Here is a 25461-nt window from a genome sequence, read left to right as displayed (position 1 = left end):
GAAACTCTAGAGCGAAGGTCGTCGTCGCCAGCAGCGCCGCCGCCCTCGTCAGTGATCGGGCTTATAGACCCACCCCCTCTCACACGTCAACAGACATTTTCAAAAAAACTTCAAAATTCTACAACATACTGATTCTAAAGAATAATTTCGACTGTTGATAATCTCTCTCGATTTTGAGGACCCGGGACGCCGGCTTTTGACAAGCAAATCACCGGCTCGCGCCATCTCGTCATCGTCCAGCACGACTTACGGCCACGACGGGCGTCGAGGGCTCGTCATCACTGGCGTCGCTTCACGGGTGAAATACCCCCGGTTCTCCCGGGCGGTCTGCATCAGGAACTCCCGTACCGCCTTCACCCGTGGCACCGCCACCAGATCCCGATGGCAGACCATCCAATAGGTGCGCTTGAGCTCGATCTCCTCCGGCAGGACGATTTCAAGGTCCGGCTCTTCCCGGGCCATGAAGTGCGGCAGCACACAGAGACCGAGCCCCTGCCGCACCGCTTTCAGCTGCGTCAAAATACTCGAACTCTGGAAATGCGCCCGCAACCCCGGCTGCAGCTCCCCGAGATAGTCGAGACCGGGCGCGAAGATCATGTCCTCGATATAGCCGACGAAACGGTGCGCCGCGAGATCGTTGCGACCTTTGATCGGCGCATGCTTCGCAAGGTAGCTGCGTGCGCCGTAGACATGCAGCGTATAGGGGGTCAGCACCTCGGAATGGTAAGGGCCGGCTTTCGGCGCCGTCAGCGCCACCTGGATATCCGCTTCCTTGCGCGATAGCGACATGATCTGCTGGATCGCCACCAGTTCCAACGAGACATTCGGGTAGCTCGCCGCAAAATCCGCCAGCCGGTCGGCCAGGAAGAAGTTGCCGAAACCTTCGAGCGTGCTCAGCCTGACGACGCCGCGCTGCGCCGTCAGGCCGTCATTGATGTCGAGCTGCAATTGTTCGGTCTCGCGTTCGATGCGCTCGGCGGTTTCGATGAAGCGCTGCCCCATGCTGGTCAACACGTAACCGCGCGGATTGCGCTCGAACAGTTTCACCTTGAGGGCGAACTCCAGGCGATCGATACGCCGGGAAACGGTGGCGTGGCTGGTCCTCAACCGCCGCGCCGCCGTCGACAGTTGCCCGGTGCGGGCCACCGCGAGAAAGAACTGCAGATCGTCCCAGGTGAAATTCGGATTCATCGCCACTCCCCATCTGTTCGAAAATGAACAGATCCTGTTTGCAATTTACGGTTCGGGCCGCTTGCATCCAAGCGTTTTTTTCCGGATTGTAACGACCAGAGCCGACAACTGAGGAGCTTGTCTGGCCAAATATGAACAGAACGAAATGAACGATCCGGCATCGCCAACTGGCGCGCCGGAACCCGCGCGTATTTTCACGCGACGGCTACGTCTCTGGAGGAGGACAAGATGACGAAGAAACTGATCGTAACCTTGGCGGCAATGCTCGCCAGCAGCACGGCCGCTTTCGCCGACGCATCCGACGGCAAGGTCAAGATCGGCATTCTGAACGACCAGTCCGGCGTCTATGCCGACTTCGGTGGCAAGTCCTCCTACGAAGCGGCGCTGATGGCGGTCGAGGATTTCGGCGGCAAGGTGCTCGGCGTGCCGGTGGAAGTCATCACCGCCGACCACCAGAACAAGGCCGACATCGCCTCCAACATCGCCCGCCAATGGTACGATACCGAACAGGTCGACAGCATCATGGAGCTGACCAGTTCTTCGGTCGGCCTTGCCGTACAGGCGCTGTCGAAAGAGAAAAAGAAGATCACCATCAACACCGGCGCCGCGACCACCGAGCTCACCGGCAAGCAGTGCTCGCCCTACGGCTTCCACTGGGCCTACGACACGCACGCGCTTGCGGTCGGCACCGGCGGCGCGCTCGTCAAGCAGGGCGGCGACAGCTGGTTCTTCCTGACCGCCGACTATGCCTTCGGCTATTCGCTCGAGGAGAACACCAGCAACTATGTCAAGGAAAACGGCGGCACCGTGGTCGGCTCCGTCCGTCATCCGCTGGCAACCACGGATTTCTCTTCTTTCCTGCTGCAGGCGCAATCTTCCGGCGCCAAGGTAATCGGTCTTGCCAATGCCGGTCTCGACACCTCAAACGCCATCAAGCAGGCGGCCGAATTCGGCATCGTCCAGGGCGGCCAGCGTCTCGCCGCGCTACTCTTCACGCTCGCCGAAGTCCATGGCCTCGGCCTGGAAGCTGCCCAGGGGCTGACGCTCACCGAAGGCTTCTACTGGAACCGCAACGAGGAGAGCGCCAAATTCGGCAAGCGCTTCATGGAGCGCACCGGCAAAATGCCGAACATGGTCCACGCCGGCACCTATTCGGCCGTGCTCTCCTATCTGAAGGCGATCGAGAAGGCGGGCACTGACGACGCCGATGCCGTCGCCAAGGAGTTGCGCGCATTGCCGGTCAACGACGTCTTCGCCGAAAACGGCAAGGTTGCCGAGAACGGCCGCATGATCCACGACATGTATCTCTTGGAAGTGAAGAAGCCGGACGAAAGCAAGGAACCCTGGGACTATTTCAAGGTTCTTGCCACCATTCCGGGAGCGGAAGCCTTCATCGATCCGGCCAAGAGCGGCTGCGATCTGGTGAAGTCGTAAGCGGTCCGATCGCAATGAGCGCACCGGTCAGCGAACCGAATGGCGCGCCGCGGGTGGTTCTGTCCGCCCGCGGTCTGCGCCGTGACTTTGGCGGCTTCACCGCCGTCAACAACGTCAATCTCGACGTCCATCATGCGCGCGTGCATGCGCTGATCGGTCCGAACGGCGCCGGCAAGACGACGGTCTTCAACCTGTTGACCAAGTTCCTGCAGCCGAGCGACGGCACGATCACGCTGCTCGGCGAGGACATCACCCGCACGGCGCCGGACAAAGTGGCGCGCATGGGCCTGGTGCGCTCATTCCAGATCTCCGCCGTCTTTCCGCACCTGACGGTGCTCGACAATGTGCGCGTCGCGCTGCAGCGGCCGAACGGACTTGCGACCCAGTTCTGGAAGCCGATCTCGGCGCTCGACGGGCTCAATGCCAAGGCTGATCAGTTGATCCGTTCGGTCGGCCTGGAGCGCGAGCGCAACGCCGTTGCCGCCGACCTTTCCTATGGCCGCAAGCGCGTGCTGGAGATAGCCACGACCCTGGCACTCGATCCCAAGGTGCTGCTGCTCGACGAGCCGATGGCCGGCATGGGCCACGAGGATGTCGGCATGGTCGCCGAGATCATCCGCGAGGTCGCGCGCGAACGCGCCGTGCTGATGGTCGAGCACAATCTCTCCGTCGTCTCGACGCTCTGCCACCACGTCACCGTGCTCCAGCGCGGCGAGATCCTGGCCGAAGGCGACTATGCGAAGGTGTCGGCGGATCCGCGCGTGCGCACCGCCTACATGGGCACCGAGGAGGCCTGACATGAGACCGCTCCTGAAAGTTTCCGGCCTCAATGCCTGGTACGGCGAAAGCCATATCCTGCACGGCGTCGACCTGACGGTCGGCGAAGGCGAGATGGTCACCCTTCTCGGTCGCAACGGTGTCGGCAAGACGACGACGCTGCGCTCGATCATGGGCATCGTGCGCAAGCGCAAGGGCGAGATCAGCTTTGCCGGCGAAGACCTGATGAAAGTGCCGCTGCACCGGGTCGCCCATCGCGGCCTCGGTTTCATCCCCGAGGAGCGCGGCATCTTCTCGACCCTTTCGGTCCATGAAAACCTGCTGCTGCCGCCGGCGGTCGCCAAGGGCGGCATGACGATCGACGAGATCTTCGAGCTTTTCCCGAACCTCTACGAACGCCGCAGCAGCCCCGGCACGAAGCTTTCCGGCGGCGAACAGCAGATGCTGGCGATCGCCCGGATCCTGCGCACCGGCGTGCGCATGATGCTGCTCGACGAGCCGACCGAAGGACTTGCCCCAGTCATCGTCCAGCGCATCGGCGACGTGCTGAAAACTCTGAAGCAGCGCGGCATGACCGTGCTTCTGGTCGAACAGAACTTCCGCTTCGCCAGCAAGGTCGCCGACCGCTTCTACCTGATGGATCATGGCCAGATGGTCGGCGAATTCCCGGTCGCGGAACTCGCGACCCGCATGGACATGCTGCATGATGTGCTGGGAGTCTGAACCATGAGCACGATCTTCGGAATTCCCATGCAAGCCTTTCTCGGGCAACTGTTGATCGGACTGATCAACGGCTCGTTCTATGCGCTTTTGAGCCTCGGCCTGGCGATCATCTTCGGCCTCCTGCGGGTCATCAACTTCGCCCATGGCGCGCAATATATGCTCGGCGCCTTCTTCGCCTGGATGCTGCTGTCGCATTTCGGCATCGGCTACTGGTCGGCGCTGATCGTGGCACCCGTCGCCGTCGGTCTCGTCGGCGCGGTCATCGAGCGCACCATGCTGCGGCGGCTCTATACGCTGGATCCGCTCTACGGCCTGCTCTTCACCTTCGGCCTGGCGCTGATCATCGAAGGCACCTTCCGCTACCTCTACGGCGCATCCGGCCAGCCCTATGCGACGCCAGCGGCGCTTGCCGGCGGCACCAATCTCGGCTTCATGTTCCTGCCCATCTATCGCGGCTGGGTGATCGTCTTTTCGCTGATCGTCTGCATCGGCACCTGGCTGGTGATCGAGAAAACCAAGCTCGGCTCCTATCTGCGCGCCGCCACCGAAAACCCGGTCCTGGTGCAATCCTTCGGCATCAACGTGCCGTTCCTGCTGACGCTGACCTATGCGCTGGGGGCTGGCCTTGCGGCTCTTGCCGGCGTGCTCGCCGCGCCGATCTACCAGGTTTCGCCCCTCATGGGCTCGAACATCATCATCGTCGTCTTCGCGGTGGTGGTGGTCGGCGGCATGGGCTCGATCATGGGCGCGATCGTCACCGGTTACCTGCTCGGTGTCGCCGAGGGATTGACCAAGGTCTTCTATCCGGAGGCCTCCAACATCGTGATCTTCGTGATCATGGCCATCGTTCTCATGATACGGCCGGCAGGCCTCTTCGGCCGGGATGCTTGATATGACACTGACACTCGACATCGAAAAACCGAAGGAAAAGAGCCCGATCGTCACCCAGACCCTGTTCCTGGGAATAGGATTGGCACTCCTCATATTGGCGCCTCTGTTCTTCTATCCCGTCTTCCTGATGAAGCTCCTCTGCTTCGCGCTCTTTGCCTGCGCCTTCAACCTGCTGCTCGGCTATACCGGCCTGCTCTCCTTCGGCCATGCGGCCTTCTTCGGCGGCGCGGCCTATTTTACCGCACACGCGGTCAAGGAATGGGGCCTGCCGCCGGAGCTCGGCATCCTCGTCGGCGTCGTCGGCGCGGCGGCGCTCGGCCTGATCGTCGGTTATCTGGCGATCCGCCGGCAGGGCATCTACTTCGCCATGATCACGCTGGCGCTGGCGCAGATGTTCTATTTCTTCTGCCTGCAGGCGGAATTCACCAAGGGCGAGGACGGCATCCAGTCCGTGCCGCGCGGCCACCTCTTCGGCTTCATCGATCTTAGCCAGTCGACGAACATGTACTATTTCGTGCTCGGCGTCTTCGTCATCGGTGTCGCCATCATCTGGCGCATCATCCATTCGCCCTTCGGCATGATCCTGAAATCGATCCGCGAGAACGAGACGCGCGCCGTGTCGCTCGGCTATTCCGTGCGCAACTACAAGCTCGCCGCCTTCGTCATGTCGGCGGCGCTGACGGGCCTTGCCGGCGGCGTCAAGGCGCTGGTCTTCCAGTTCGCGACGCTCACGGACGTCGGCTGGCAGATGTCCGGCGAAGTGATCCTGATGACGCTGCTCGGCGGGATCGGCACGCTGATCGGCCCGCTCTTCGGCGCCGGGCTGGTGGTGACGCTGCAGAATTATCTCGCGACCTCGGAATTCCCGGTGACGATCATCACCGGCCTCGTCTTCATGGTCTGCGTGCTGGTTTTCCGTCGCGGCATCGTCGGCGAGTTCTATAATTCGCGGCTCGGCCGCAAACTCGGTTTTGAACACAGACAGTAGCTGGACTCTTCTCGCCCGCGCCGCGGCCGGGAAGAAGCCACCGCCCGATCCCGATCACTGACGGATCGAGCCCCGAATATCGAGAGAGAACCCATGGACACGTTCGACTACATCGTCGTCGGAGCGGGTAGCGCCGGCTGCGTGCTTGCCAACCGCCTTTCCGAAAACCGAGGGCATCGCGTGCTGCTGTTGGAGGCCGGCGGCCGCGACAATTATCACTGGATCCATATTCCGGTCGGCTATCTCTATTGCATCAACAATCCGCGCACCGACTGGTGTTTCACCACGGCCGCCGAAGAAGGCCTCAACGGCCGCTCGCTCGGCTATCCCCGCGGCAAGGTGCTCGGCGGCTGCTCGTCGATCAACGGCATGATCTACATGCGCGGCCAGGCCCGGGACTACGACCATTGGCGCCAGCTCGGCTGCACCGGTTGGGGTTGGGACGATGTGTTGCCGCTCTTCCGTAAATCGGAGGACCACTATCAGGGCGCCAATGAGATGCACGGGGCCGGCGGCGAATGGCGGGTGGAGAAGGCCCGCGTGCGCTGGGCGGTTCTCGATGCTTTCCAGAAGGCAGCCTCCGAAGCCGGCATTCCCGAAACGCCGGATTTCAACCGCGGCAGCAATGAAGGCTCCGGCTATTTCGACGTCAACCAGCGCTCCGGCATCCGCTGGAACACGGCAAAGGCATTTCTTCGCCCGGCGCAGAAGCGCGGCAACCTGACGGTTCTCACCAAGGCGCATGTGCGCAAGCTGATCATCGAGGGTGACCGCATCGCCGGCGTCGAGTTCCAGCACGACGGCACGGTCAAGCGCGCCCGCGCCAGCCGCGAAACCGTGCTTTCCGCCGGCGCGATCGGTTCGCCCCACATCCTCGAACTCTCAGGCATCGGCCGCGGCGACGTGCTGCAGGCAAACGGCATCGAGCTTCGTCACGATCGCGCGGGCGTCGGCGAAAACCTGCAGGATCACCTTCAGCTCCGTATGGCCTACAAGGTCACCGGCGTGCCTACCCTCAACGAGAAGGCGAACTCGCTTTTCGGCAAGGCGTCGATCGGGCTTGAATATCTGCTCAGGCGCTCCGGACCGATGGCAATGGCGCCGAGCCAGCTCGGCATCTTCACTAGGTCCGGCCCGGAGAAGGAAACGCCCGACCTGCAATATCACGTGCAGCCGGTGTCGCTCGACAAGTTCGGCGAACCGGTTCATTCCTTCCCGGCGATCACCGCCAGCGTCTGCAATCTGCGGCCCGAAAGCCGCGGCTCGGTGCACCTGAAAGGTCCGGACTTCGCCGCCGCACCGGACATCCGGCCGCGCTATCTGACCGCCGAAGCCGATCGCAACGTCGCCGTCAGCGCCATCCGGCTGACGCGGCGGATCGTCAAGCAGCCCTCCTTCGCCCGTTTCAATCCGGTCGAGTTCAAGCCGGGTCCCTCCTATGAGTCCGAGGACGATCTGAAACGTGCGGCCGGCGATATCGGCACGACGATCTTCCACCCGGTTGGCACGTGCCGCATGGGTGCCGATCCGGAAAGCGTCGTCGATCCGGAACTGCGCTTTCGCGGTCTTAGGGGATTGCGCATCGCCGATGCCTCGATCATGCCGACGATCACTTCGGGCAACACCAACTCGCCGACGATCATGATCGCCGAAAAGGCGGCGACGATGATCCTGGCGGCCAATCGATAGAGCAAATACAGCCAAAGCGTGCAGCGGTTGGCATCAGGAAACGCGTCGCATCGAACCCCAAGGTGCTGATTCCAGATCGGATTCAGCAAAGGGAGCGGCGGCGGATAACGGTAAACTGGCCGAAAAGCGACGCGGAAAGCTTAAATCTCAGGGTCTGAGCCCCTATATCGGATGCCGATGGCTCAGTTTTGGGCCCAAGCAAGATTAGGGGTTTTGATAGCAATGCAGCGATTTGGGCGTTTTGGACGAGCTCTGGCAATGATGGCGATCGGCTTGACCGTCGCGCTGACCGTTGTGGACGTCGCCGAAGCGCGGCGTTCGGGCGGCGGCTTCGGCAGCCGCGGTACCCGCACCTTCTCGCAGCCGCCCGTCACCCGTACCGCGCCGACCAACGCCGCGCCGATCGACCGTTCGATGACGCCGCGCCAGGACGCCGGCCCGACCACGACCAACCCGGCGGCCGGCCAAACGCGCCCGACCACCGCTAACCAGCCGAACAGGCGTCCCGGCTTCTTCAACGGCTTCGGCGGATCGCTGCTCGGTGGCCTGATGGTCGGCGGCCTGATCGGCATGTTGATGGGCAACGGTCTCGGCGGCGCCGCAGGCTTCCTCGGCCTGATCGTGCAGATGCTTCTGATCGGCGGCCTGATCATGCTCGCGATGCGTTTCTTCGGCCGCGGCCAGCAAACGGCCTATGCCGGCCCGGCCGAGCGTTCGTCGGGTCAGCCGTCCTCGGCCGGCGCGCCCTCGTTCAAGATCCCGAGCATCGGCGGCGGCCAGGCGGGTGGTCAGGCAAATGTGCGCCCGGCTGCAACACCGGCGCCGGCGCCGGTTACTGACGGTCCCGCCGATGAAATCGGCGTCCAGCAGTCTGACCTCGACCAGTTCGAAAAGATGCTGAAGGACGTGCAGGCGGCCTACGCCGCGGAGGACTACGGCGCATTGCGTCGGCTGACGACGCCGGAGGCCATGTCCTATCTGGCCGAAGAACTCAGCGACAACGCGACGAGCGGCGTCAAGAACGATGTGCGCGACGTGCATCTCGTCCAGGGCGATGTCGCCGAAGCCTGGTCTGAAAACGGGACCGACTACGCGACCGTTGCGATGCGTTACGAGAGCATCGACGTGATGCGCGACCGTGCCACCGGCAAGGTGATCAGCGGCGATCCGGACAATCTGACCGAAGCGGTCGAGCTCTGGACCTTCGTGCGCAAGCCCGGTGCGGAATGGCAGGTTTCGGCAATCCAGGGCGTCAGCCACGACTGACGCGAAAAAGATCCACGAGAGGCCCGGTCGGCACCGCCGACCGGGCCTTTTCATTTTCAGGATCACGCTTTTCAGGACGGCGCGCTGGCCGAAGGCGCCTCCGGCGGCGCGAGGATGTGGGTAATCAAATCCCGGAGCCAGCGATGGCCGGGGTCGCCGTCGCGTCGCCGGTGCCAGATCTGCCGAAAAGCAAAGGGTAGGATGGCGAAGGGCGGCTCGAAGACGACCAATGATCCGATCTTCGCGTCTTGCGGCAAGATGCGACGCGCCACCGTCAGCACCAGGTCGGTTCCGCGCACGAGCCCAGGCGCCGCACTCCAATGGGGCAGCGCCAGCGCGATGCGGCGCTTGTGTCCCGCGGCCGCCAGCGCCAGGTCGATTTCGTTGCCGGCATCGCCGCGCAGCGAGACGAGAATGTGCGGCCGCTCCAGATAGGCCGTGAGATCCATCGTCTTTTCACCACCAAGGCTGGCGCCATCTGCCAGGCAGGCGAAATGTTCCTCGAAACGCGATGGCAGGACATCCGAAAACCGACGCGGCGGCCACAACCGCCGTGTTGCGCGCTTGTCACACGAGAAGCGCGCATGGTAGATGGCTGATCATGTCGAGCGAACCCCATTTGATGGCCTGATTTGCCCCGCAAGGCGGGGCTTGCAGTTGTGAGCCCAAAACCGTCCGCCAACTGAGCGGACAGATTTCGTTCGCATCGATCCGCCCACCCCTCTTTTGAAAGAGGTACCCGGATCGACTGCCTGCTCTCGGGCTCGTCATGACCACGTCAAACCTTTGGGGCTCAGCCGCCTTTCGGCGCATCAGCCTCGTTCTCGTCGTTCATTCCTTCGGCTCCTGGATGCTCGTTGCCGCCTTGCCGCTCATCGTCGCGGCACGCTTCGGCGCCGGCGCGGAACTGATCGGCAGCCTGGTGCTTCGCCTTCTGCCGCGCCTCCTGTTTGCGCCGCTTGCCACTGCGCTCATCCGAAGCACGGGCCCACGCATTCCCGTCCTCTGCGCAATCGCGGGCATTGCGGCAGCGATCCCTGGTCTGGCGCTTGCGCCGGATGCGATGACGTTCCAAGCCATCGTCATCCTCATCGGCCTTGCAGATACGGTGATCGCGCCAGGCCTGCTTGCGCTTCGCGCCGCATCCGTTCCGCCCGGCCGCAACATGGAAGCCAATACAGCCTTTCAGGCCATCGACCGCTTCGCCAAGATCTTCGGCCCGCCGGCAACTGGCATCGCAGCGGCGGCAACCTCTATTTCGACTACCCTTTTCGCCCTGACGCTCGCCCATGTCGTCGCGGCAAGTCTCCTGCTGCGCCATGCCGGCAACCAGCCGCCCCGCGCGCCGTCGGTCTCCGGCACGCTGAATTTCCGGCAGGAGGCAATCGCGATCATGCGCGACAATCCGCTGCTCTGGGCTCTGCTCCTCCCGGCCCTTGGTTACATGGTTTCGCTTGGCGCGCTGCAGCCGTTCCTGTTCTGGCTCAACCGCGACCAGTTTCACCTCGGGCCGGAGATGTGGACCGTTCTGCTCGGCGCCCAAGGTTTGGGCGCCCTCCTCGGCGCCCTCGTCTCAAACCGGCTGGCAAGGGCGCTGTACGATATGGGCACACTGCTGATTGCCTATCTCGTCGCAAGCCTGCTCGAGGGCATCTCGACCTTCGCACTGATCTTCGCGCCCAACCACGGTACGGCCATGGCGCTTTTGATTATCGGCGGCATGCCGGAGATGGTCGCCTTCGCGGCCTACTTCACCCTGGTGCAGCGATGCCTGTCTCTGGAGCGCCAGACGGTGTTCTACGCTCTCACCCTGCCGCTGATGGACTTGAGCCTTGCCATCGGCGTGCTGTCTGGAGCGATGCATACGAGCGGGTTCATGTCCCTCGGGCAATTCTGGCTGTTTGCCAGTGCCTGTACCGTCCTGCCGGTCCTGCCCTTCCTCGGATGGCGAGGGAGGATCGCGGACCGCCTGATGGCCGCACCGAGCCAAAAAGATCAACGGCGGCCGTAACTTGCGGCTGGCGCGATCGGCTTAGTCTGGCCATACTCGGTCCGGGCTAAAAAGGGGTATGGCATGCAGGACCGGTTGTTCATCGACGGTAAATGGGAAAAGCCGCGGCGCGGCGGCACGCTCGACGTGGTCAACCCGGCGACGGAGGAGGTCATCCACCGTGCGCCGGCAGCAACCTACGAGGATGTGGACCGGGCGGCGAAGGCTGCCCGGATTGCCTTCGACAGCGGCCCCTGGCCGAAGCTGTCAGGCACCGAGCGCGCTGCTTTCCTTCGGGCGATCGCCGCAAAGATTGAGGAGAAGCGCCACGCGCTGGCGCGGCTCGAGGTCACCGACAACGGCAAGCCGCTGCCGGAAGCACTCTGGGACATCGACGATGCCGCCGGCTGCTTCCGCTACTATGCCGGCCTTGCCGAGGAAATGGACGCCAATCCGGAGGAGACGATCGCCGTCGGCGACAGCCGCTTCACCGCACGCGCCGTGCGCGAGCCGCTCGGCGTAGTCGGTGCGATCACCCCCTGGAACTACCCGCTGCTGATGGTCTCCTGGAAGGTGGCGCCGGCGCTGGCCGCCGGCTGCACCATCGTGCTCAAGCCCTCGGAACTGACGCCGCTGACGGCGCTGGAACTCGGCGTCATCGCCGAGGAGGTCGGCCTGCCCCCCGGTGTGCTCAACATCGTTACCGGCACCGGTGCGGATGCCGGTCAGCCGCTCACCGAGCATCCGTTGCTCGACAAGCTCGCCTTCACCGGCTCTGTCGTGACCGGCCGCAAGGTGATGATGGCCGGCGCCCAAGACATCAAGAATGTCAGCCTCGAGCTTGGCGGTAAATCGCCCTTCGTCGTCTTTGCCGACAGCGACATCGACAAGGCCGTCGAATGGATCATGTTCGGCATCTTCTGGAACCAGGGCCAGGTCTGTTCGGCAACCTCGCGCGTACTCGTCGAGGAAGAGATCTACGAGGCGGTCGTCAAACGCCTCAGCGAGGAGGCCGCGAAGATCACCATCGGCAACGGCCTCGAGGACGGCACGCTGCTCGGGCCGATCGTTTCCCAGGGTCAGTATGACAAGGTCCTCGGCGCAATCGACCGCGCCCGCCAGGACGGTGCCACGGTCGCCGCCGGCGGCGGCCGCCCGGCCGGCCTCAACAGGGGCTATTTCCTCGAGCCGACCGTGCTCACCGACATGCGCGAGGACAGCTTCGTCTGGCGCGAGGAGATTTTTGGCCCGGTCGTTTGCGTCAAGCCGTTCCGCGAGGAGGCGGATGCAATCCGAATGGCCAATGACAGCCGCTTCGGACTGGCGGCGGCGGTCATGTCGGCCGACAGGGAACGTTGCGAGCGTGTGGCCCGCGCCTTTCGCGCCGGCATCGTCTGGATCAATTGCTCGCAGCCGACCTTCACCGAGGCCCCTTGGGGCGGCTACAAGCAGTCGGGCATCGGCCGCGAACTCGGCCGCTGGGGCCTTTCGAACTATCTCGAGACCAAGCAGATCACCAGCTTCGACGCCGACGAACCGTGGGGCTGGTATCTCAAGGAATAGGGACAATCGGCGCGCGAAAGCCCGGCGTCAAATTCCCTTCATGCGACCGTGAAATAAGCCGACTACAGCGCCGCGCGTCTCTTGGACGCGCTAAGGTCGCTGTGGCACTTTGAAATACTGCATGTTTCCTCAAATGGGAGACACTTTAAGGAAACATGCAGGGGCGATGGCAGCACAAAGCTGCCACCGGACGCGCTGTATTCGGAGGGTCAGATGGACAGATCGAACGACGGGATCGAAATGCAGGACTGGCTGGAGGCGGAACTGGCCGACACGCTGGACGAAGACTACGAACTCGAGCTTTCCGAACCGGCGCTCTCCGAAGAGATCCGCAAGATCTACCGCAAAAACCACCCGCCATCGATCCCGCGCATCGATTACTTTCGTACGCTGCTGCGGCTGCAGGCCGAGCTCATCAAGCTTCAGGACTGGGTGGTCTACCACAAGGAAAAAGTGGTGGTGATCTTCGAGGGGCGCGATTCCGCCGGCAAGGGCGGCGTAATCAAGCGCATCACCCAGAGGCTCAATCCGCGCGTCGTGCGCGTCGCCGCGCTGCCGGCACCCTCCGACCGTGAAAAGACGCAATGGTACTTCCAGCGCTACGTGCCGCACCTGCCGGCCGGCGGCGAGATCGTGCTCTTCGACCGCTCCTGGTACAACCGCTCCGGCGTCGAGCGGGTCATGGGCTTCGCCACCGAAGACCAGGTCGAGCAGTTCTTCAACGACGTTCCGGAATTCGAGCGCATGCTGGTCCGCTCGGGCATCCGGCTCGTCAAGTACTGGTTCTCGATCACCGACGAAGAGCAGCAGATGCGCTTCCTGGTGCGCATCCACGATCCCCTGAAACAGTGGAAGCTCTCACCGATGGACCTGCAGTCGCGGGTGCGCTGGGAAAGCTATACCAAGGCCAAGGAAGAGACCTTCGCCCGCACCAACATCCCCGAAGCGCCCTGGCATATCGTCGAAGGCAACGACAAGAAACGTGCCCGGCTGAACTGTATCGACCACCTTCTGACGCAGATCCCGTACGAGGACGTGCCGCACGAGGAAATCACCCTGCCGGAACGCGTCTTCAACCCGGACTACGAGCGCAAGGTGCTGCCGCCGGAACTCTACGTGCCCGCGAAATACTGACGTCGACGGCGGAGCGGCGTTTGCGCCGACGCCCCGGCCGCAGTTGAAAGCCGGGCGGCACCCGCCCGCCTCGCTTGCAATATCGCCGCGAAAATCAGAGATTGCCGTGAAACGACAGTTTCATGGAATCGACATGAGCCCCAAAGAACGCTCCTTCCTCACGCGCGTCCGCCAGGTGCTGCCGGAACTGCATCCGGCCGAACGGCGGCTGGGCGACTTCCTTTGCGATTTTCCCGGCGAGGTCGCGAGCTACTCGGCCCAGGAACTGGCGGCGCTGGCGCATGTGTCGAAGGCAACCGTCTCGCGCTTCATCCAGCGCCTCGGCTACGAGAATTACGAGGAGGCGCGCCGCCATGCCCGCGCCGACAAGCAGACCGGTTCGCGCCTCTTCCTGGCCACCGCCACCGACAGCGGCGGCGAGCAGTCGCTCTCCTCGCATGTGGCGCAAGGGGTCGCCAACATCGAGGCGACTTTCCTCGCCATCTCCGAGACCCAGGTGACGGCAGCGGCAACCGCCATTCTCGGGGCCCGCAAGGTCTGGGTCATCGGCTTTCGCGCCAGCCATTCCTTCGCCACCTATCTGCAGTGGCAGATGACGCAGGTGATCGAGAACATCTCGGCCATTCCCGGTGGTGGCCAGACGCTGGGCGAGCATCTGGTCAGCATCGACCGCGACGATGTCGTCATCCTCTTCGGCCTGCGTCGACGCGTTTCCCTGATGGAGCCATTGCTCGCACAGCTGGAAAAGGCCGGCGCACGGCTGCTCTATATCACCGACGAGGGTGTGCCCTTCCTCAATCAGGCGGAATGGCATTTCCGCTGCCAGACGCTGGCGCCAGGCCCCCTCTTCAATCACGTCTCAGTCATGGCGCTCTGCCATCTCCTGACGACGCGATGCATCGAAATCGCCGGCACGTCCGGTCGAAATCGGCTCCGCGGTATCGAAGCCATCAACGATGCACTTGAAGAATTGTGAGCGTCGATTGAGCATTTGCCTGAAACGCCAGAATATTTTTTACGCACGAGAAATCTGAGTTTCAACGACGGGTGCAAGGGCAATCTGCCGCCAAAGCTTTGACACGAAACGAGAAACCACAGTTTCTCGCAAAATGGCACGAAATCTGCATTCCGTCGATTGCGTGACGAAGCGGCCTGGTCCTTTCGCAGCGCATCATAGAATCTTCTATGAAACCAGGGTTTCATGATGTAGATTTCATGAAACTGAGTTTTCACATTTTCACGTTGTTAAGCCATAAAGGGGAACGAACCATGGCAGCGGAAAATATGGTACCTTCCGGCAGGTCATCGCCGGTCATCAGACAGTTGGAATCAGCCTTCACCAAGATCGGCGTCACCGGCGCCCACAAACAGATCCTTGCGCTTGTCCTCATCGGCTGCCTGTTCGACAGCTTCGAGCAGAACACCATCGGCGTCGCCGGCCCGATCCTGAAGGAGCACTGGGGCCTTACCGGAACCGACATCGGTTTCCTCAACACCATCACCTTCGGCAGCGCCGCCCTCGGGCGCCTGCTCTCCGGCATCCTCGGCGACCGTTACGGCCGGCGCGTGATGTTGACGATCAATCTTTTGCTCTTCACCATCGGCTCGGCCGCCTGCGCCATGGCGCCGAATTTCGCGACGCTCTGCTTCGCCCGCGCCATCGTCGGCTTCGGCGTCGGCGGCGAGATCTCCACGGCGGTAACCATGCTGTCGGAGTTCTGCTCGCCAAAATTCCGCGGCACGGCAGCCGGCCTCGTCAATGTCGGCGCCGGCGGTTTCGGCAATTTCCTGGCGCCTGCCTTCGGCCTGATGATCTTCACCCTCTTCCCGGGTGAAAACAGCTGGCGCTGGCTCTTCGCCTCGCTCGCCCTGCCGGCCCTGCTCGTCGTCTTCTACCGCCGCCTGGTGCCGGAAACACCGCGCTTCCTCGCCTCGCAGGGCAAGATCGACGAGGCCAACAAGGTGCTTTCGATCCTTGCCTCCGGCTCGTTGCGGCCGCGCAATCTCAAGGTTCAGGAATATCTGACCAAGGACCACCTGAAGGATGAGGAACCGGCCAAGAGCGATTGGAAGGAACTCTTCCGCGCGCCCTTCATCGGCCGCACCATTCCGGTCGCCATCGCGATCCTGATGAGCTATGGCGCCCAACTTTCGGTGTTGACGCTGATGCCGATCATCTTCGTGTCCATGGGCTACACGCTGCAGGGCAGCCTGCTCTACAGCATGATCATCCAGAGCGGCAGCGTGCTCGGCGCCATCGCCGCATCGATGTTCGGCTACTATTTCCCGCGCAAGAAGGTGCTGACCCTTGGTGCCGCCTGCGCCTGCCTTGCGGCCGTCTCGATCGCCTATCTCGGCGCCAACATCTATCTGGTGTTGCTCTTCGGCGCGATCTTCCAGTTCTTCGTGCTGCTGCTCAACACCTCGATCTGGATCTATGCCCCCGAACTCTTCCCGACCCGCATCCGCGCCTTCGGCGTGGCGCTGATCCTGGCAACCGGCTCGGCCGCAGGTTCCTTCATTCCCACCATCGCCGGAGCGCTGTTCGACACCTACGGCATGGTCGGGGTCTTCGGTCTCGCCGCCGGCATGTATGCGGTCTTCGCCTTCTGCATCCAGCTCGGGCCAGAGACCTACGGCATGTCGATGGAAGACTTGACCCAGCCGGCGGATGCCGATCTCGCAAAGGCTGGCACTTCTGAAATCAAAGTCGGCGTGGAACTGAGAACGTGAGCGCACATATCCTTCTGATCAACCCGAACAGTTCGCGTGCCACCAGCGACATGATGGTCGCCATCGCACGCCGGGCCGCATCAGGACGCATGGCCGTGGCAGTCGCTACGGCCATGCGGAACCCGCCAATGATCGTGACACCCGAACAGCTGGATGCGGCCGCTGCCGAGGTCATCGAGATCGGCGAAAGACATGAGGCCGGGTGCCTCGGCATTGTCGTCAGCGCCTTCGGCGATCCCGGCCTTGCCGCCCTCAAGCACCGCCTCGCGATCCCCGTGATCGGCATCTGCGAGGCCTCGATGATCGAGGCCTCGCAGGGAGGCCGCAAGTTCGGCGTCGCCACCACGACGCCGGAACTGATCCAGGCAATCGGCGACCGCGCCCGCGATCTCGGCGTCTGGGAGCAATATACCGGCATCCGCTGCACGTCCGGCGATCCGCTGGCGCTCTCCGCCCGCCCGGAACGCCTGCTGGACGCCCTCGGCGACGCCGTCCGCCAGTGTGTCGAACTGGATGGCGCCGAGGCCGTCATCATCGGCGGCGGTCCGCTGGGCCAGGCGGCCGAACAGCTCCAGCCGCTGTTCTCGACGCCGATTATCGCGCCCATCCCGAGCGCCATCGACCGCATGCTCGACCTGATGCGGGTCGCCGCCTGACAGGCATTCATCATCGCAGACACCCAAAAGGATTATGGATCCGGCAGCGGTAACGCCTGTTTCCGCCGCCTGCCCCGTGGTACTTTTGCTCTTTCCAATTGGGCGAGACCGAAGCTGGGGCGGAGGTTGCGCGATGAAATCTCTTCTTGCTCCGCTCGCCGCCGTGGCCTTCTTTGCCGCGGCAGCCATGGCGGGCCCCTTGCATGACGCGGCAAGGGAGGGCGATACCGCACGCGTCAAACAACTGCTCGACCAGGGAACCGACATAGCCGAGCCCGATGCGGCCGGCGAGCCGGCGTTGCTGATCGCCGCGCTCAAGGGACGCACCGAGGTCGTCGCTCTCCTCATCGATCGCGGATGCGACATCGAGATCCGCAACAAGGGCGGCCTGACGGCGCTGCACGCCGCCGCCTATGGCGGCAATCTCGAAACCGCCAAGCTGCTCGTCGCCAAGGGGGCTGCCGTCAACGATGTCGCCAACTTCTACAAGATGTCGCCGCTGCACGCAGCAGCCGAAGAGGGCCACGCCGAGATCGTCGCCTTCCTGCTGACCAACAAGGCCGACATCGAGGCCAAGGAACGCAACGGCTACACGCCGCTGACACAGGCGGGATGGCGCTCGCACTGGCCGGCCGCCGAGCTTCTCCTGAAGGCGGGAGCCACCTGCCAGAAAGCCGATCTCGTCGGCGATTGGCTCTATGGCGAATGCACCAAACGACAATGACGAATACATCCGGCAACGGAGGACATGGCATGTCTCGATTTCCGATAGCGGCCGCGATCGCGGCGACGGCGATATTCCTTGCATTCACCGGCGCAACGCGCGCGGAGGAGCCCGTCAACACCGGCTATTTCGGCGACGTGGCGATCAAGGGGTATGATCCGGTCGCCTATTTCACCGAGAACAAGGCGGTCGAAGGATCGCCGGAATTCACCTATCGCTGGCTCGGCGCCACCTGGCAATTCGCCAGCGCCCAGCACCGTGACCAGTTTATGAAGGAGCCGACCCGCTATGCACCGCAATATGGCGGCTATTGTGCCGACGGCGTCTCCTTCGGCACCGTGACGACCAACATCGACCCGAAAGCCTGGCGCATTATCGAGGGCAAACTCTACTTAAGCTACGATCCGGGCGCAGCCGATGGCTTCGAGAAGAACCCGGCCAAAGTGGTCGATTCACGCAAGCACTGGTCCGAGGTCGAGCAGACGCTGCTCACGGAGAAGACGTCGATCAACTGGATGAAGCCCTCGCCCTGATTGCGTTGCCAATCAGGACATGATCGGCATCATTGCTGGATCGAAAAGAACTTCAGCGCCTGCGGTGTGACGTTGATATAGTCGGCGCTGCGCTGGCCGTTTGCCGTATTGCGGTAGACGTAGCCGCAGACCATGCGATCCAGAAAGTACCCTTCATATTTCTCGCAAAGCTGATTGCCCTTCACTTCGATACGACCGGTGATGCTCGTATTGCTGCTGCGATAGGCGGTGTTGCCGGCCTTGTCGAAGAACTGGGCGAAGCTCGTGCCGTTCTTGTGCGTGCCGACCCAGGTTTTGTCGTTGGTCAATTGCTGCAGTTCCGCCGGACCGAGCCGATCGCTGGGGGAACCAACGAAACCGAAGGGCCATTCGGGGATACCCGCGGTGCGCAGCCCGAAGAGATGCCGATGGAGATCCTCCTCGCGCCAATAGTCATAGAGATAGCTGTAATAGGTCAGGTTGCTGTCCGGGAAGAGCTTCAAGAGTTCTGCTGCTTCCGCCGCAGCGCTCGCCTGATCGCCGCGCTGGGCATAGGCCGATATCAGGTACTCCCGCACCGCTTCGGCTTTCGGCAGTTCCTCGCGTGCCGATTCGATCAGTGGGATCGCCCGTTCGAGGCGGCGCGCCGTGTAGTAGACGATGCCTGCCATGAGTTCCAGGGTGGACGACGGCGAAGGGTCGAGCCTCAGCGCCCGCTCGATGTCCTCGATCGCCTGCTGATGTTCGCCGGTCTGGACAAGAACCAGCGCCAGATTGGCGAGCGCTTCGGCATCGTTGGGCTGAACTGAGACCGCGCGCAGCGCCGATTGCCTTGCCTCGGAAGCGCGTCCATCGACGAGCTGAAGCAGCGCCAAGACCGTGTGGGCGCGCGCATTGTTGGCGTCGAGCTTCAGAGCCTGCCCGGCCGCATCATAGGCGATCTTGCGCGCCACGGCCGCGGACCAGAGATAATTGTAGTCGTTGCGCCAGACATCGACCGCGACGCGGGCTATGCCGGCATGAGCATCGGCAAAATCGGGATCGAGGTCGATCGCCCGTTGGTAGAAGGCGAGCGTCTGACGATTGGTCTCGACATCGCGCCAGATGAGGCCCTGCTGCTCGGCGCGCATGTAGTTGTCATAGGCCTCGAGATTGTCCGTGGGAATGCGCGCCAACTGGTCGCGCTCGCCCTCGCTGAGTTTGACCTCGAGCGCGGCAATGATCTTGCCGATCACGTCGTCCTGGACGGCAAAGAGATCGGCATACTGCCGGTCGTAGCGCTCCGCCCACAACGACAGCCCGCTCGCCGCGTCGATGAGCTTGACGTTGATGCGCAGGCGCTGGTCGGTGCGTTGCAGCGTGCCTTCCAGCACATAGCGCACGCCGAGTTCGGCGGCGACGTCCTGGATCTTGGTGGCATTGCCCCTCAGCGCAAATACCGAATGCCGGGCGATGACGAAGAGCCCGGAGACCTTCGACAATTCGGTGATGAGATCGTCGGTCAGGCCTTCGGCCAGGTGATCGTGACCACTGTCGCCGCTGACATTGATGAAGGGCAGCACCGCGACGGAAGGCTGGTCCGACAGGGGGTAGGCGAAGCGCTGCGCGGAATCTATCGACGAGATCAGCGTCCAGGGCTGCCACCAGGCGATCGCTGCCGCCAGCACAAGCGCGGCCAAACCGATCGCCACGCTCTGGCGGGCGGCTCGCCCCTTTTTCTCGCCAAAAGTCTTGCCCGCGGCTTCGGGTTCGAGGAGCACGCGGTAGACACGGATCGGCTCGCCGATGCCCTTCACCGGTTGCCACCCCAGCGATGCAAATCCGACCTTCAGCTTGGAGCTGATCTGGTCGTAGGCGGTGCCCGATATCGCAATGCCGCCCGGATGGGCCAGCCCCTGCACCCGGTCGGCGATGTTGACGCCGTCGCCGTGGATGTCGTCGCCCTCGACGATGATGTCGCCGAGATTGATGCCGATGCGGAAATCGAGCCGCTCGCCGTCAGGCCCCCGCTCATCCTCCGCCGCCGCCTTGTGTTTCTGGATATCGATCGCGCATTGCGCTGCGTCGACGACGCTGCGGAATTCGACGAGCAGACCGTCGCCCATCGTCTTCACCAGCCGTCCGTGATGCTCACGAAAGAGCGGCTCGAGAATGGTGCACAGGTCCGACTGGAAGCGAAGGCGCGTCCCTTCCTCGTCGAGTCGGCTCAGGCGGCTGTAGCCGACGACATCCGCAATCAGGACGGCAGCGAGACGGCGCTCCATCGACGAGCTCTCAACGTACGATGTACCCCAAGGGCAGATGTTACCGCAGCTTGGCAAACAGCGCCATCGGCGCACACCGGCAGGACACCTGCTCAACGCCGTAACCGTAACCTACTGCACCAACCACCCGCCAGGGCCGACATGTCCGATCGAGAGCCGGCGACGGCAAGATCGCACTTTCCCGAGTCCCAGCCGGTGAACTAAGCTTCCCGCGTCGCGAATCAGGCGCGGGAGACCGAGTGCATGGAGTTCCGGGACGACGACCTCGCCGCGTTCGCCGAGAATGGCGCAGCGCCCCTGCCGGCCGCAGCGGCCGAGGGCCACGTCGCGCGGAACGGCGCAAGCATCTGGTATGCGACCTATGGCAAGGGCGCACCGGTGATCCTGTTGCACGGCGGCCTTGGCCACAGCGGCAACTGGGGCTACCAGGTCCCGGCACTGCTGGAGGCCGGTCGGCGCGTCATCCTGATCGACAGCCGCGGCCACGGCCGCAGCACCCGCGATACCCGACCCTATAGCTATGAATTGGTGGCGTCGGACGTGCTCGCCGTCATGGACAGGCTGCAGATCGAGACGGCCGCCTTTGCCGGCTGGAGCGACGGCGCCTGCATTGCGCTCGTTCTCGCCTCGATGGCGCCGGAGCGTGCCGCCGGCGTCTTCTTCTTCGCCTGCAACATGGACCCGAGCGGAACCAGGGAGATCGAACCGAGCCCGATCCTCGACCGCTGCTTCGGCCGCCATTCGAGCGACTACAGGCAATTGTCGGCAACACCTGACGATTTCGGCGCCTTCGTCGACGCCGTCAGCGAGATGCAAAGGACCGAGCCGAACTACACGGCCGAGGACCTCGGCAGGATCCGCGTCCCGGTCGCGATCGTTCAGAGCGAGAATGACGAGTTCATCAAGCGCGAGCATGCTGACTATCTCGCCCGCAGCATTCCCGGCGCCGAATTCATCCTGCTTCCCGGCGTCAGCCATTTCGCACCGCTGCAGCGGCCGGACCGATTCAATGCGGTCCTCAACGCATTCCTGGCAAAGCTGCCGGGTTAATCCTGCCCCGATCGCCCGACTACCGGATGGGGCGGGCCGGTCTCGACCCACCTTCCCCGCCGGCCACGGTTACTCGGCCGCCTCGGACTCCGGCATCGGCACATAGTTGAGGATCGGCGAAAGCCAACGCTCGACCTCGCGGATCGGCATGCGCTTGCGCTCGGCATAATCCTCGACCTGATCGCGCTCGACCTTGGCGACACCGAAGTAATAGGCTTCGGGATGACCGACGTAGAGGCCGGAAACCGACGATCCCGGCCACATCGCATAGCTTTCCGTCAGGCTGACGCCGATCGCAGCTTCCGCATCGAGCAGCCGGAAGAGCGTCGCCTTTTCCGTATGATCGGGCTGCGCCGGATAGCCGGGCGCCGGCCGGATGCCGGCATAGGGCTCGCCGATCAGTTCCTCAGGCGTGAAAGCCTCGTCGGCCGCATAACCCCAGAGTTCCTTGCGCACATATTCGTGCAGGCGCTCGGCAAAGGCCTCGGCGAAGCGGTCGGCCAGCGCCTTGACCAGGATCGACGAATAGTCATCGTTGGCGCGCTCGAAACGCTCGGCAATCGCGACTTCCTCGATCCCGGCGGTGACGACGAAGCCGCCGACATAGTCATTGGAACCGCTGGCCGCCGGGGCGACGAAATCGGAAAGCGCCACGTTCGGGCGGCCGTCGCGCTTCGTCAGTTGCTGGCGCAGCGTGAAGAAGGTCGCGAGCTCAGACCTCCGATCTTCATCGGTAAACAGCCGGATGTCGTCGCCGACCGTTCCCGCCGGCCAGAAACCGACGACGGCCTTCGGTGCGAACCATTTCTCCTCGACGATTTTCGCAAGCATCGCCTGAGCATCGTCGAACAATTGCCGGGCGGCGGCACCCTGCGCCTCGTCCTCCAGGATCTTCGGATAGACGCCCTTCAGCTCCCAGGTCTGGAAGAACGGGGTCCAGTCGATGTAACGGGCGAGTTCTGCGAGATCCCAGCTTTCAAACACGCGCGTGCCGAGGAAGGACGGCGTCTTTGCCTGGTAGCTCGCCCAGTCGACTTTGTGCTGGTTGGCGCGGGCCTGCGACAGCGGCAGACGGCGCTTTTCCGCTTCGTTGCGGGCATGCACCTCGGCGACCTTGCGGTATTCCGCCCGGACCGTCTCCATGTAGTTACCCCGCGCTTCCGGCGACAACAGGCTCGAGACGACGCCGACGGCACGGCTGGCATCGGTGACATAGACCGTCTGGCCGCGATCATAGCGCGGATTGATCTTGACCGCCGTATGGACGCGGCTGGTCGTCGCGCCGCCGATCAGCAGCGGCACGTCGAAACCCTCGCGTTCGAGTTCGGAGGCGACATGCACCATCTCGTCCAGCGACGGGGTGATCAGGCCCGAAAGCCCGATGATGTCGACCTTCTGCTCGCGCGCCACTTCGAGGATCTTCGCCGAGGGCACCATGACGCCGAGATCAATGATCTCGTAATTGTTGCAGGCAAGCACGACGCCGACGATGTTCTTGCCGATGTCATGCACGTCGCCCTTGACCGTCGCCATCAGGATCTTGCCGGCGCTTTCCCGCGCTCCGCCGCCATTGGCAAGCTTCTCCGCCTCCATGTGCGGCAGCAGCACGGCGACCGCCTGCTTCATCACGCGGGCGGATTTCACCACCTGCGGCAGGAACATCTTGCCCGAGCCGAAGAGGTCGCCAACGACGTTCATGCCGGCCATCAGCGGACCTTCGATGACATGCAGCGGCCGCGCGGCGGCAAGCCGCGCTTCCTCCGTATCCATTTCGATGTATTCGGTGATGCCGTTGACCAGCGCATGTTCGAGGCGTTTCTCCACCGACCACGCACGCCAGGATAGATCCTTCTCGCGGCCCTGTGCGCCGCCCTGCCCGCGATAACGCTCGGCGATTTCCAGCATGCGCTCGGTCGAATCGGCGCGGCGGTTGAGCACCACGTCCTCGCAGGCCTCGCGCAGCTCCGGATCGATCGCGTCATAGACGGCGAGCTGGCCGGCATTGACGATACCCATGTCCATGCCCGCCTGGATGGCGTGGTAGAGGAAGACCGCGTGCATCGCCTCGCGCACCGGCTCGTTGCCGCGGAACGAGAAGGAGAGGTTGGAGACGCCGCCCGACACGTGCACATGCGGCAGGGTGGCGATGATCTCGCGCGTCGCTTCGATGAAGTCGACGCCGTAATTGTTGTGCTCCTCGATGCCCGTCGCCACCGCGAAGATGTTCGGGTCGAAGATGATGTCCTCGGGCGGGAAACCCGCCTCCTCCGTCAGGAGCTTGTAGGCACGGGTGCAGATCTCGACCTTGCGCGCCTTGGTGTCGGCCTGGCCGGCTTCGTCGAAGGCCATGATGACGACGGCGGCGCCATAGGCACGGCAGAGCCTGGCGTGATGAAGGAACGCCTCTTCGCCTTCCTTCATCGAGATCGAATTGACCAGCGGCTTGCCCTGGACGCATTTCAAGCCCGCCTCGATCACCTCCCATTTCGATGAATCGATCATGACAGGCACCCGGGCAATGTCCGGCTCGGAGGCGACGAGGTTCAGGAACTCGACCATCGCCTGCTTCGAATCGATCAGGCCCTCGTCCATGTTGACGTCGATGATCTGGGCGCCGTTCGCCACCTGGTCACGCGCCACGTCGAGTGCTGCCGAATAGTCGCCGGCGGTGATCAGCTTGCGGAACTTGGCCGAGCCGGTGACGTTGGTGCGCTCGCCGACATTGACGAAGGGAATGTCCGAAGTCAGCGTGAAGGGCTCCAGCCCGGAAAGCCGCATCAGCGGCTCGACTTTGGGGATCTCGCGCGGGGGATGCTTGGCAACGGCTCTCGCAATGGCGCTGATATGGGCCGGCGTCGAACCGCAGCAGCCGCCGACGATATTGACGAGACCGTCACGGGCGAAGGCTTCCACCTGGGCTGCCATCTGCTCCGGCGTCTCGTCATACTGGCCGAACTCATTCGGCAGGCCGGCGTTCGGATAGGCGCAGACGAAGGTGTCGGCGACACCGGAGAGCTCGTCGATATGGGCGCGCATGGCATTGGCGCCGAGCGCGCAGTTGAGCCCGATGGTGAAGGGCTCGGCGTGGCGCACCGAATGCCAGAAGGCTGTCGGCGTCTGGCCGGAAAGCGTCCGGCCGGAGAGATCGGTGATCGTGCCGGAGATCATCACAGGCAGATCGACGCCTTTTTCCGCGAACACTTCCTTCGTGGCGAAGATCGCTGCCTTGGCGTTCAGCGTGTCGAAGATCGTCTCGATCAGGATGATGTCGGCGCCGCCATCGATCAACCCGCGGATCTGTTCGGCATAGGCAATACGCAAGTCGTCGAAGGTGACGGCGCGATAGCCGGGACTGTTGACGTCGGGCGAGATCGACGCCGTGCGGTTGGTCGGTCCGAGCGCGCCGGCGACGAAACGGCGGCGGCCGTCCTCGGCCTCGGCGCGCTTGGCGGCACGCCGTGCAAGCCGGGCGCCGTCGCGGTTGAGCTCATAGACCATGTCCTCCATGCCGTAGTCGGCCTGGGCGATGCGGGTCGAGGAGAAGGTGTTGGTTTCGAGGATGTCGGCGCCGGCGATCGCATAGGCGTAGTGGATGTCCTCGATCGCCTTCGGCTGGGTCAGCGTCAGAAGGTCGTTGTTGCCCTGCTGGTGACAGGCGCAGCCGCCGAATCGGTCGCCGCGGAAATGCTGCTCGACGAAGCCGAGCTGCTGGATCTCCGTGCCCATCGCGCCATCCATGATCAGGATGCGTTCGCGCGCCGCTTGGGCGAGCGCCCGCTTGATCTCGGAGCCCTCCGGCTTGGAGGAAACGTCACCGAAAAGGGCGCCGATGGCGGACATGGGAAATCTCCCGTTCTGAAAACGACAAACAATAAA

At 63.3% G+C, this 25461-nt stretch carries 20 protein-coding genes; 16 read left to right on the top strand and 4 right to left on the bottom strand.

From position 1 onward, the window contains the following. Positions 1-246: 246 nt before the first annotated feature. Complete coding sequence (locus tag AC0C6X_RS09205; RefSeq protein ID WP_247959509.1) at positions 247-1191, bottom strand: LysR family transcriptional regulator; 945 nt, start codon at positions 1189-1191, stop codon at positions 247-249. 228 nt (positions 1192-1419) lie between these two features. Between AC0C6X_RS09205 and AC0C6X_RS09200 the strand changes: the two genes are divergently transcribed. From AC0C6X_RS09200 to AC0C6X_RS09170, 7 genes are all read left to right on the top strand, one after another. Beyond that, complete coding sequence (locus tag AC0C6X_RS09200; protein WP_427347735.1) at positions 1420-2625, top strand: ABC transporter substrate-binding protein; 1206 nt, start codon at positions 1420-1422, stop codon at positions 2623-2625. A gap of 14 nt (positions 2626-2639) precedes the next feature. Next, complete coding sequence (locus AC0C6X_RS09195; protein WP_173517665.1) at positions 2640-3422, top strand: ABC transporter ATP-binding protein; 783 nt, start codon at positions 2640-2642, stop codon at positions 3420-3422. Position 3423: 1 nt separating this feature from the next. Beyond that, entirely contained in the window at positions 3424-4125 is a 702-nt protein-coding gene (locus tag AC0C6X_RS09190) for an ABC transporter ATP-binding protein (protein WP_472952684.1), read from the top strand. Between the two features lie 3 nt (positions 4126-4128). Continuing rightward, positions 4129-5016, top strand: a complete 888-nt coding sequence (locus AC0C6X_RS09185) for a branched-chain amino acid ABC transporter permease (protein WP_472952681.1) — start codon at positions 4129-4131, stop codon at positions 5014-5016. Further along, positions 5009-6004: a branched-chain amino acid ABC transporter permease gene (locus AC0C6X_RS09180; RefSeq protein ID WP_173517668.1), complete on the top strand. Its 996-nt coding sequence runs from the start codon at positions 5009-5011 to the stop codon at positions 6002-6004. Before AC0C6X_RS09185 ends, AC0C6X_RS09180 begins: the two co-directional genes overlap by 8 nt. Before the next feature lie 93 nt (positions 6005-6097). Then, positions 6098-7693: a GMC family oxidoreductase gene (locus AC0C6X_RS09175; RefSeq protein WP_247959504.1), complete on the top strand. Its 1596-nt coding sequence runs from the start codon at positions 6098-6100 to the stop codon at positions 7691-7693. Between the two features lie 261 nt (positions 7694-7954). Continuing rightward, a complete protein-coding gene (locus AC0C6X_RS09170; RefSeq protein ID WP_472952700.1) occupies positions 7955-8959 on the top strand; it encodes a Tim44 domain-containing protein in 1005 nt (334 codons plus the stop codon). Positions 8960-9030: 71 nt separating this feature from the next. On the opposite strand, the gene AC0C6X_RS09165 is transcribed toward AC0C6X_RS09170, so the two are convergent. Continuing rightward, positions 9031-9507 (bottom strand): LysR substrate-binding domain-containing protein, encoded by a 477-nt coding sequence (locus AC0C6X_RS09165; RefSeq protein WP_173517670.1) that lies wholly within the window; start codon positions 9505-9507, stop codon positions 9031-9033. 221 nt (positions 9508-9728) lie between these two features. On the opposite strand from AC0C6X_RS09165, the gene AC0C6X_RS09160 reads away from it, so the two are divergent. The 8 genes from AC0C6X_RS09160 (at position 9729) to AC0C6X_RS09125 (ending at position 18292) form a co-directional block, all read left to right on the top strand. Beyond that, the gene (locus AC0C6X_RS09160; RefSeq protein WP_472952677.1) at positions 9729-10970 is read left to right on the top strand and encodes an MFS transporter; all 1242 of its coding nucleotides are present in this window, start codon (positions 9729-9731) and stop codon (positions 10968-10970) included. Between the two features lie 63 nt (positions 10971-11033). Further along, positions 11034-12512, top strand: coding sequence for an aldehyde dehydrogenase family protein (locus tag AC0C6X_RS09155; RefSeq protein WP_472952674.1), 1479 nt, complete (start codon positions 11034-11036; stop codon positions 12510-12512). A 213-nt stretch (positions 12513-12725) separates the two neighbouring features. Further along, positions 12726-13646 (top strand): polyphosphate kinase 2, encoded by a 921-nt coding sequence (gene ppk2, locus AC0C6X_RS09150; RefSeq protein ID WP_472952672.1) that lies wholly within the window; start codon positions 12726-12728, stop codon positions 13644-13646. A gap of 133 nt (positions 13647-13779) precedes the next feature. Then, positions 13780-14622 (top strand): MurR/RpiR family transcriptional regulator, encoded by an 843-nt coding sequence (locus AC0C6X_RS09145; protein WP_247959499.1) that lies wholly within the window; start codon positions 13780-13782, stop codon positions 14620-14622. Between the two features lie 293 nt (positions 14623-14915). Next, entirely contained in the window at positions 14916-16379 is a 1464-nt protein-coding gene (locus AC0C6X_RS09140) for an MFS transporter (RefSeq protein ID WP_472952670.1), read from the top strand. Beyond that, positions 16376-17035: an aspartate/glutamate racemase family protein gene (locus AC0C6X_RS09135; RefSeq protein ID WP_472952667.1), complete on the top strand. Its 660-nt coding sequence runs from the start codon at positions 16376-16378 to the stop codon at positions 17033-17035. Before AC0C6X_RS09140 ends, AC0C6X_RS09135 begins: the two co-directional genes overlap by 4 nt. Positions 17036-17168: 133 nt before the next feature. Continuing rightward, positions 17169-17759 (top strand): ankyrin repeat domain-containing protein, encoded by a 591-nt coding sequence (locus AC0C6X_RS09130; RefSeq protein ID WP_247959497.1) that lies wholly within the window; start codon positions 17169-17171, stop codon positions 17757-17759. 29 nt (positions 17760-17788) lie between these two features. Further along, positions 17789-18292, top strand: coding sequence for a YHS domain-containing (seleno)protein (locus AC0C6X_RS09125; protein WP_472952665.1), 504 nt, complete (start codon positions 17789-17791; stop codon positions 18290-18292). Between the two features lie 29 nt (positions 18293-18321). On the opposite strand, the gene AC0C6X_RS09120 is transcribed toward AC0C6X_RS09125, so the two are convergent. Continuing rightward, complete coding sequence (locus tag AC0C6X_RS09120) at positions 18322-20535, bottom strand: adenylate/guanylate cyclase domain-containing protein (RefSeq protein WP_173517678.1); 2214 nt, start codon at positions 20533-20535, stop codon at positions 18322-18324. Positions 20536-20778: 243 nt separating this feature from the next. Here AC0C6X_RS09120 and AC0C6X_RS09115 point away from each other — a divergent pair, with 243 nt between their 5' ends. Then, the gene (locus AC0C6X_RS09115) at positions 20779-21585 is read left to right on the top strand and encodes an alpha/beta fold hydrolase (RefSeq protein WP_472952661.1); all 807 of its coding nucleotides are present in this window, start codon (positions 20779-20781) and stop codon (positions 21583-21585) included. 69 nt (positions 21586-21654) lie between these two features. On the opposite strand, the gene metH is transcribed toward AC0C6X_RS09115, so the two are convergent. Next, positions 21655-25425 (bottom strand): methionine synthase, encoded by a 3771-nt coding sequence (gene metH, locus AC0C6X_RS09110; RefSeq protein ID WP_472952659.1) that lies wholly within the window; start codon positions 25423-25425, stop codon positions 21655-21657. Between the last annotated feature and the right edge of the window lie 36 nt (positions 25426-25461).

It is taken from the genome of Ensifer sp. VA4 (assembly GCF_055710065.1).
Note: the sequence above shows the minus strand (reverse complement) of the source record. Positions and strands in the feature narration are given on the sequence as shown.

What these genes read in the sequence shown, in the direction of transcription:
- AC0C6X_RS09205 (WP_247959509.1), bottom strand. Translation starts at nt 1,191, where the DNA reads ATGAATCCGAATTTCACCTGGGACGATCTGCAGTTCTTTCTCGCGGTG.
- AC0C6X_RS09115 (WP_472952661.1), top strand. Translation starts at nt 20,779, where the DNA reads ATGGAGTTCCGGGACGACGACCTCGCCGCGTTCGCCGAGAATGGCGCA.
- AC0C6X_RS09185 (WP_472952681.1), top strand. Translation starts at nt 4,129, where the DNA reads ATGAGCACGATCTTCGGAATTCCCATGCAAGCCTTTCTCGGGCAACTG.
- metH (WP_472952659.1), bottom strand. Translation starts at nt 25,425, where the DNA reads ATGTCCGCCATCGGCGCCCTTTTCGGTGACGTTTCCTCCAAGCCGGAG.
- ppk2 (WP_472952672.1), top strand. Translation starts at nt 12,726, where the DNA reads ATGGACAGATCGAACGACGGGATCGAAATGCAGGACTGGCTGGAGGCG.
- AC0C6X_RS09155 (WP_472952674.1), top strand. Translation starts at nt 11,034, where the DNA reads ATGCAGGACCGGTTGTTCATCGACGGTAAATGGGAAAAGCCGCGGCGC.
- AC0C6X_RS09140 (WP_472952670.1), top strand. Translation starts at nt 14,916, where the DNA reads ATGGCAGCGGAAAATATGGTACCTTCCGGCAGGTCATCGCCGGTCATC.
- AC0C6X_RS09190 (WP_472952684.1), top strand. Translation starts at nt 3,424, where the DNA reads ATGAGACCGCTCCTGAAAGTTTCCGGCCTCAATGCCTGGTACGGCGAA.
- AC0C6X_RS09120 (WP_173517678.1), bottom strand. Translation starts at nt 20,535, where the DNA reads ATGGAGCGCCGTCTCGCTGCCGTCCTGATTGCGGATGTCGTCGGCTAC.
- AC0C6X_RS09145 (WP_247959499.1), top strand. Translation starts at nt 13,780, where the DNA reads ATGAGCCCCAAAGAACGCTCCTTCCTCACGCGCGTCCGCCAGGTGCTG.
- AC0C6X_RS09125 (WP_472952665.1), top strand. Translation starts at nt 17,789, where the DNA reads ATGTCTCGATTTCCGATAGCGGCCGCGATCGCGGCGACGGCGATATTC.
- AC0C6X_RS09200 (WP_427347735.1), top strand. Translation starts at nt 1,420, where the DNA reads ATGACGAAGAAACTGATCGTAACCTTGGCGGCAATGCTCGCCAGCAGC.
- AC0C6X_RS09160 (WP_472952677.1), top strand. Translation starts at nt 9,729, where the DNA reads ATGACCACGTCAAACCTTTGGGGCTCAGCCGCCTTTCGGCGCATCAGC.
- AC0C6X_RS09195 (WP_173517665.1), top strand. Translation starts at nt 2,640, where the DNA reads ATGAGCGCACCGGTCAGCGAACCGAATGGCGCGCCGCGGGTGGTTCTG.
- AC0C6X_RS09170 (WP_472952700.1), top strand. Translation starts at nt 7,955, where the DNA reads ATGGCGATCGGCTTGACCGTCGCGCTGACCGTTGTGGACGTCGCCGAA.
- AC0C6X_RS09130 (WP_247959497.1), top strand. Translation starts at nt 17,169, where the DNA reads ATGAAATCTCTTCTTGCTCCGCTCGCCGCCGTGGCCTTCTTTGCCGCG.
- AC0C6X_RS09180 (WP_173517668.1), top strand. Translation starts at nt 5,009, where the DNA reads ATGCTTGATATGACACTGACACTCGACATCGAAAAACCGAAGGAAAAG.
- AC0C6X_RS09175 (WP_247959504.1), top strand. Translation starts at nt 6,098, where the DNA reads ATGGACACGTTCGACTACATCGTCGTCGGAGCGGGTAGCGCCGGCTGC.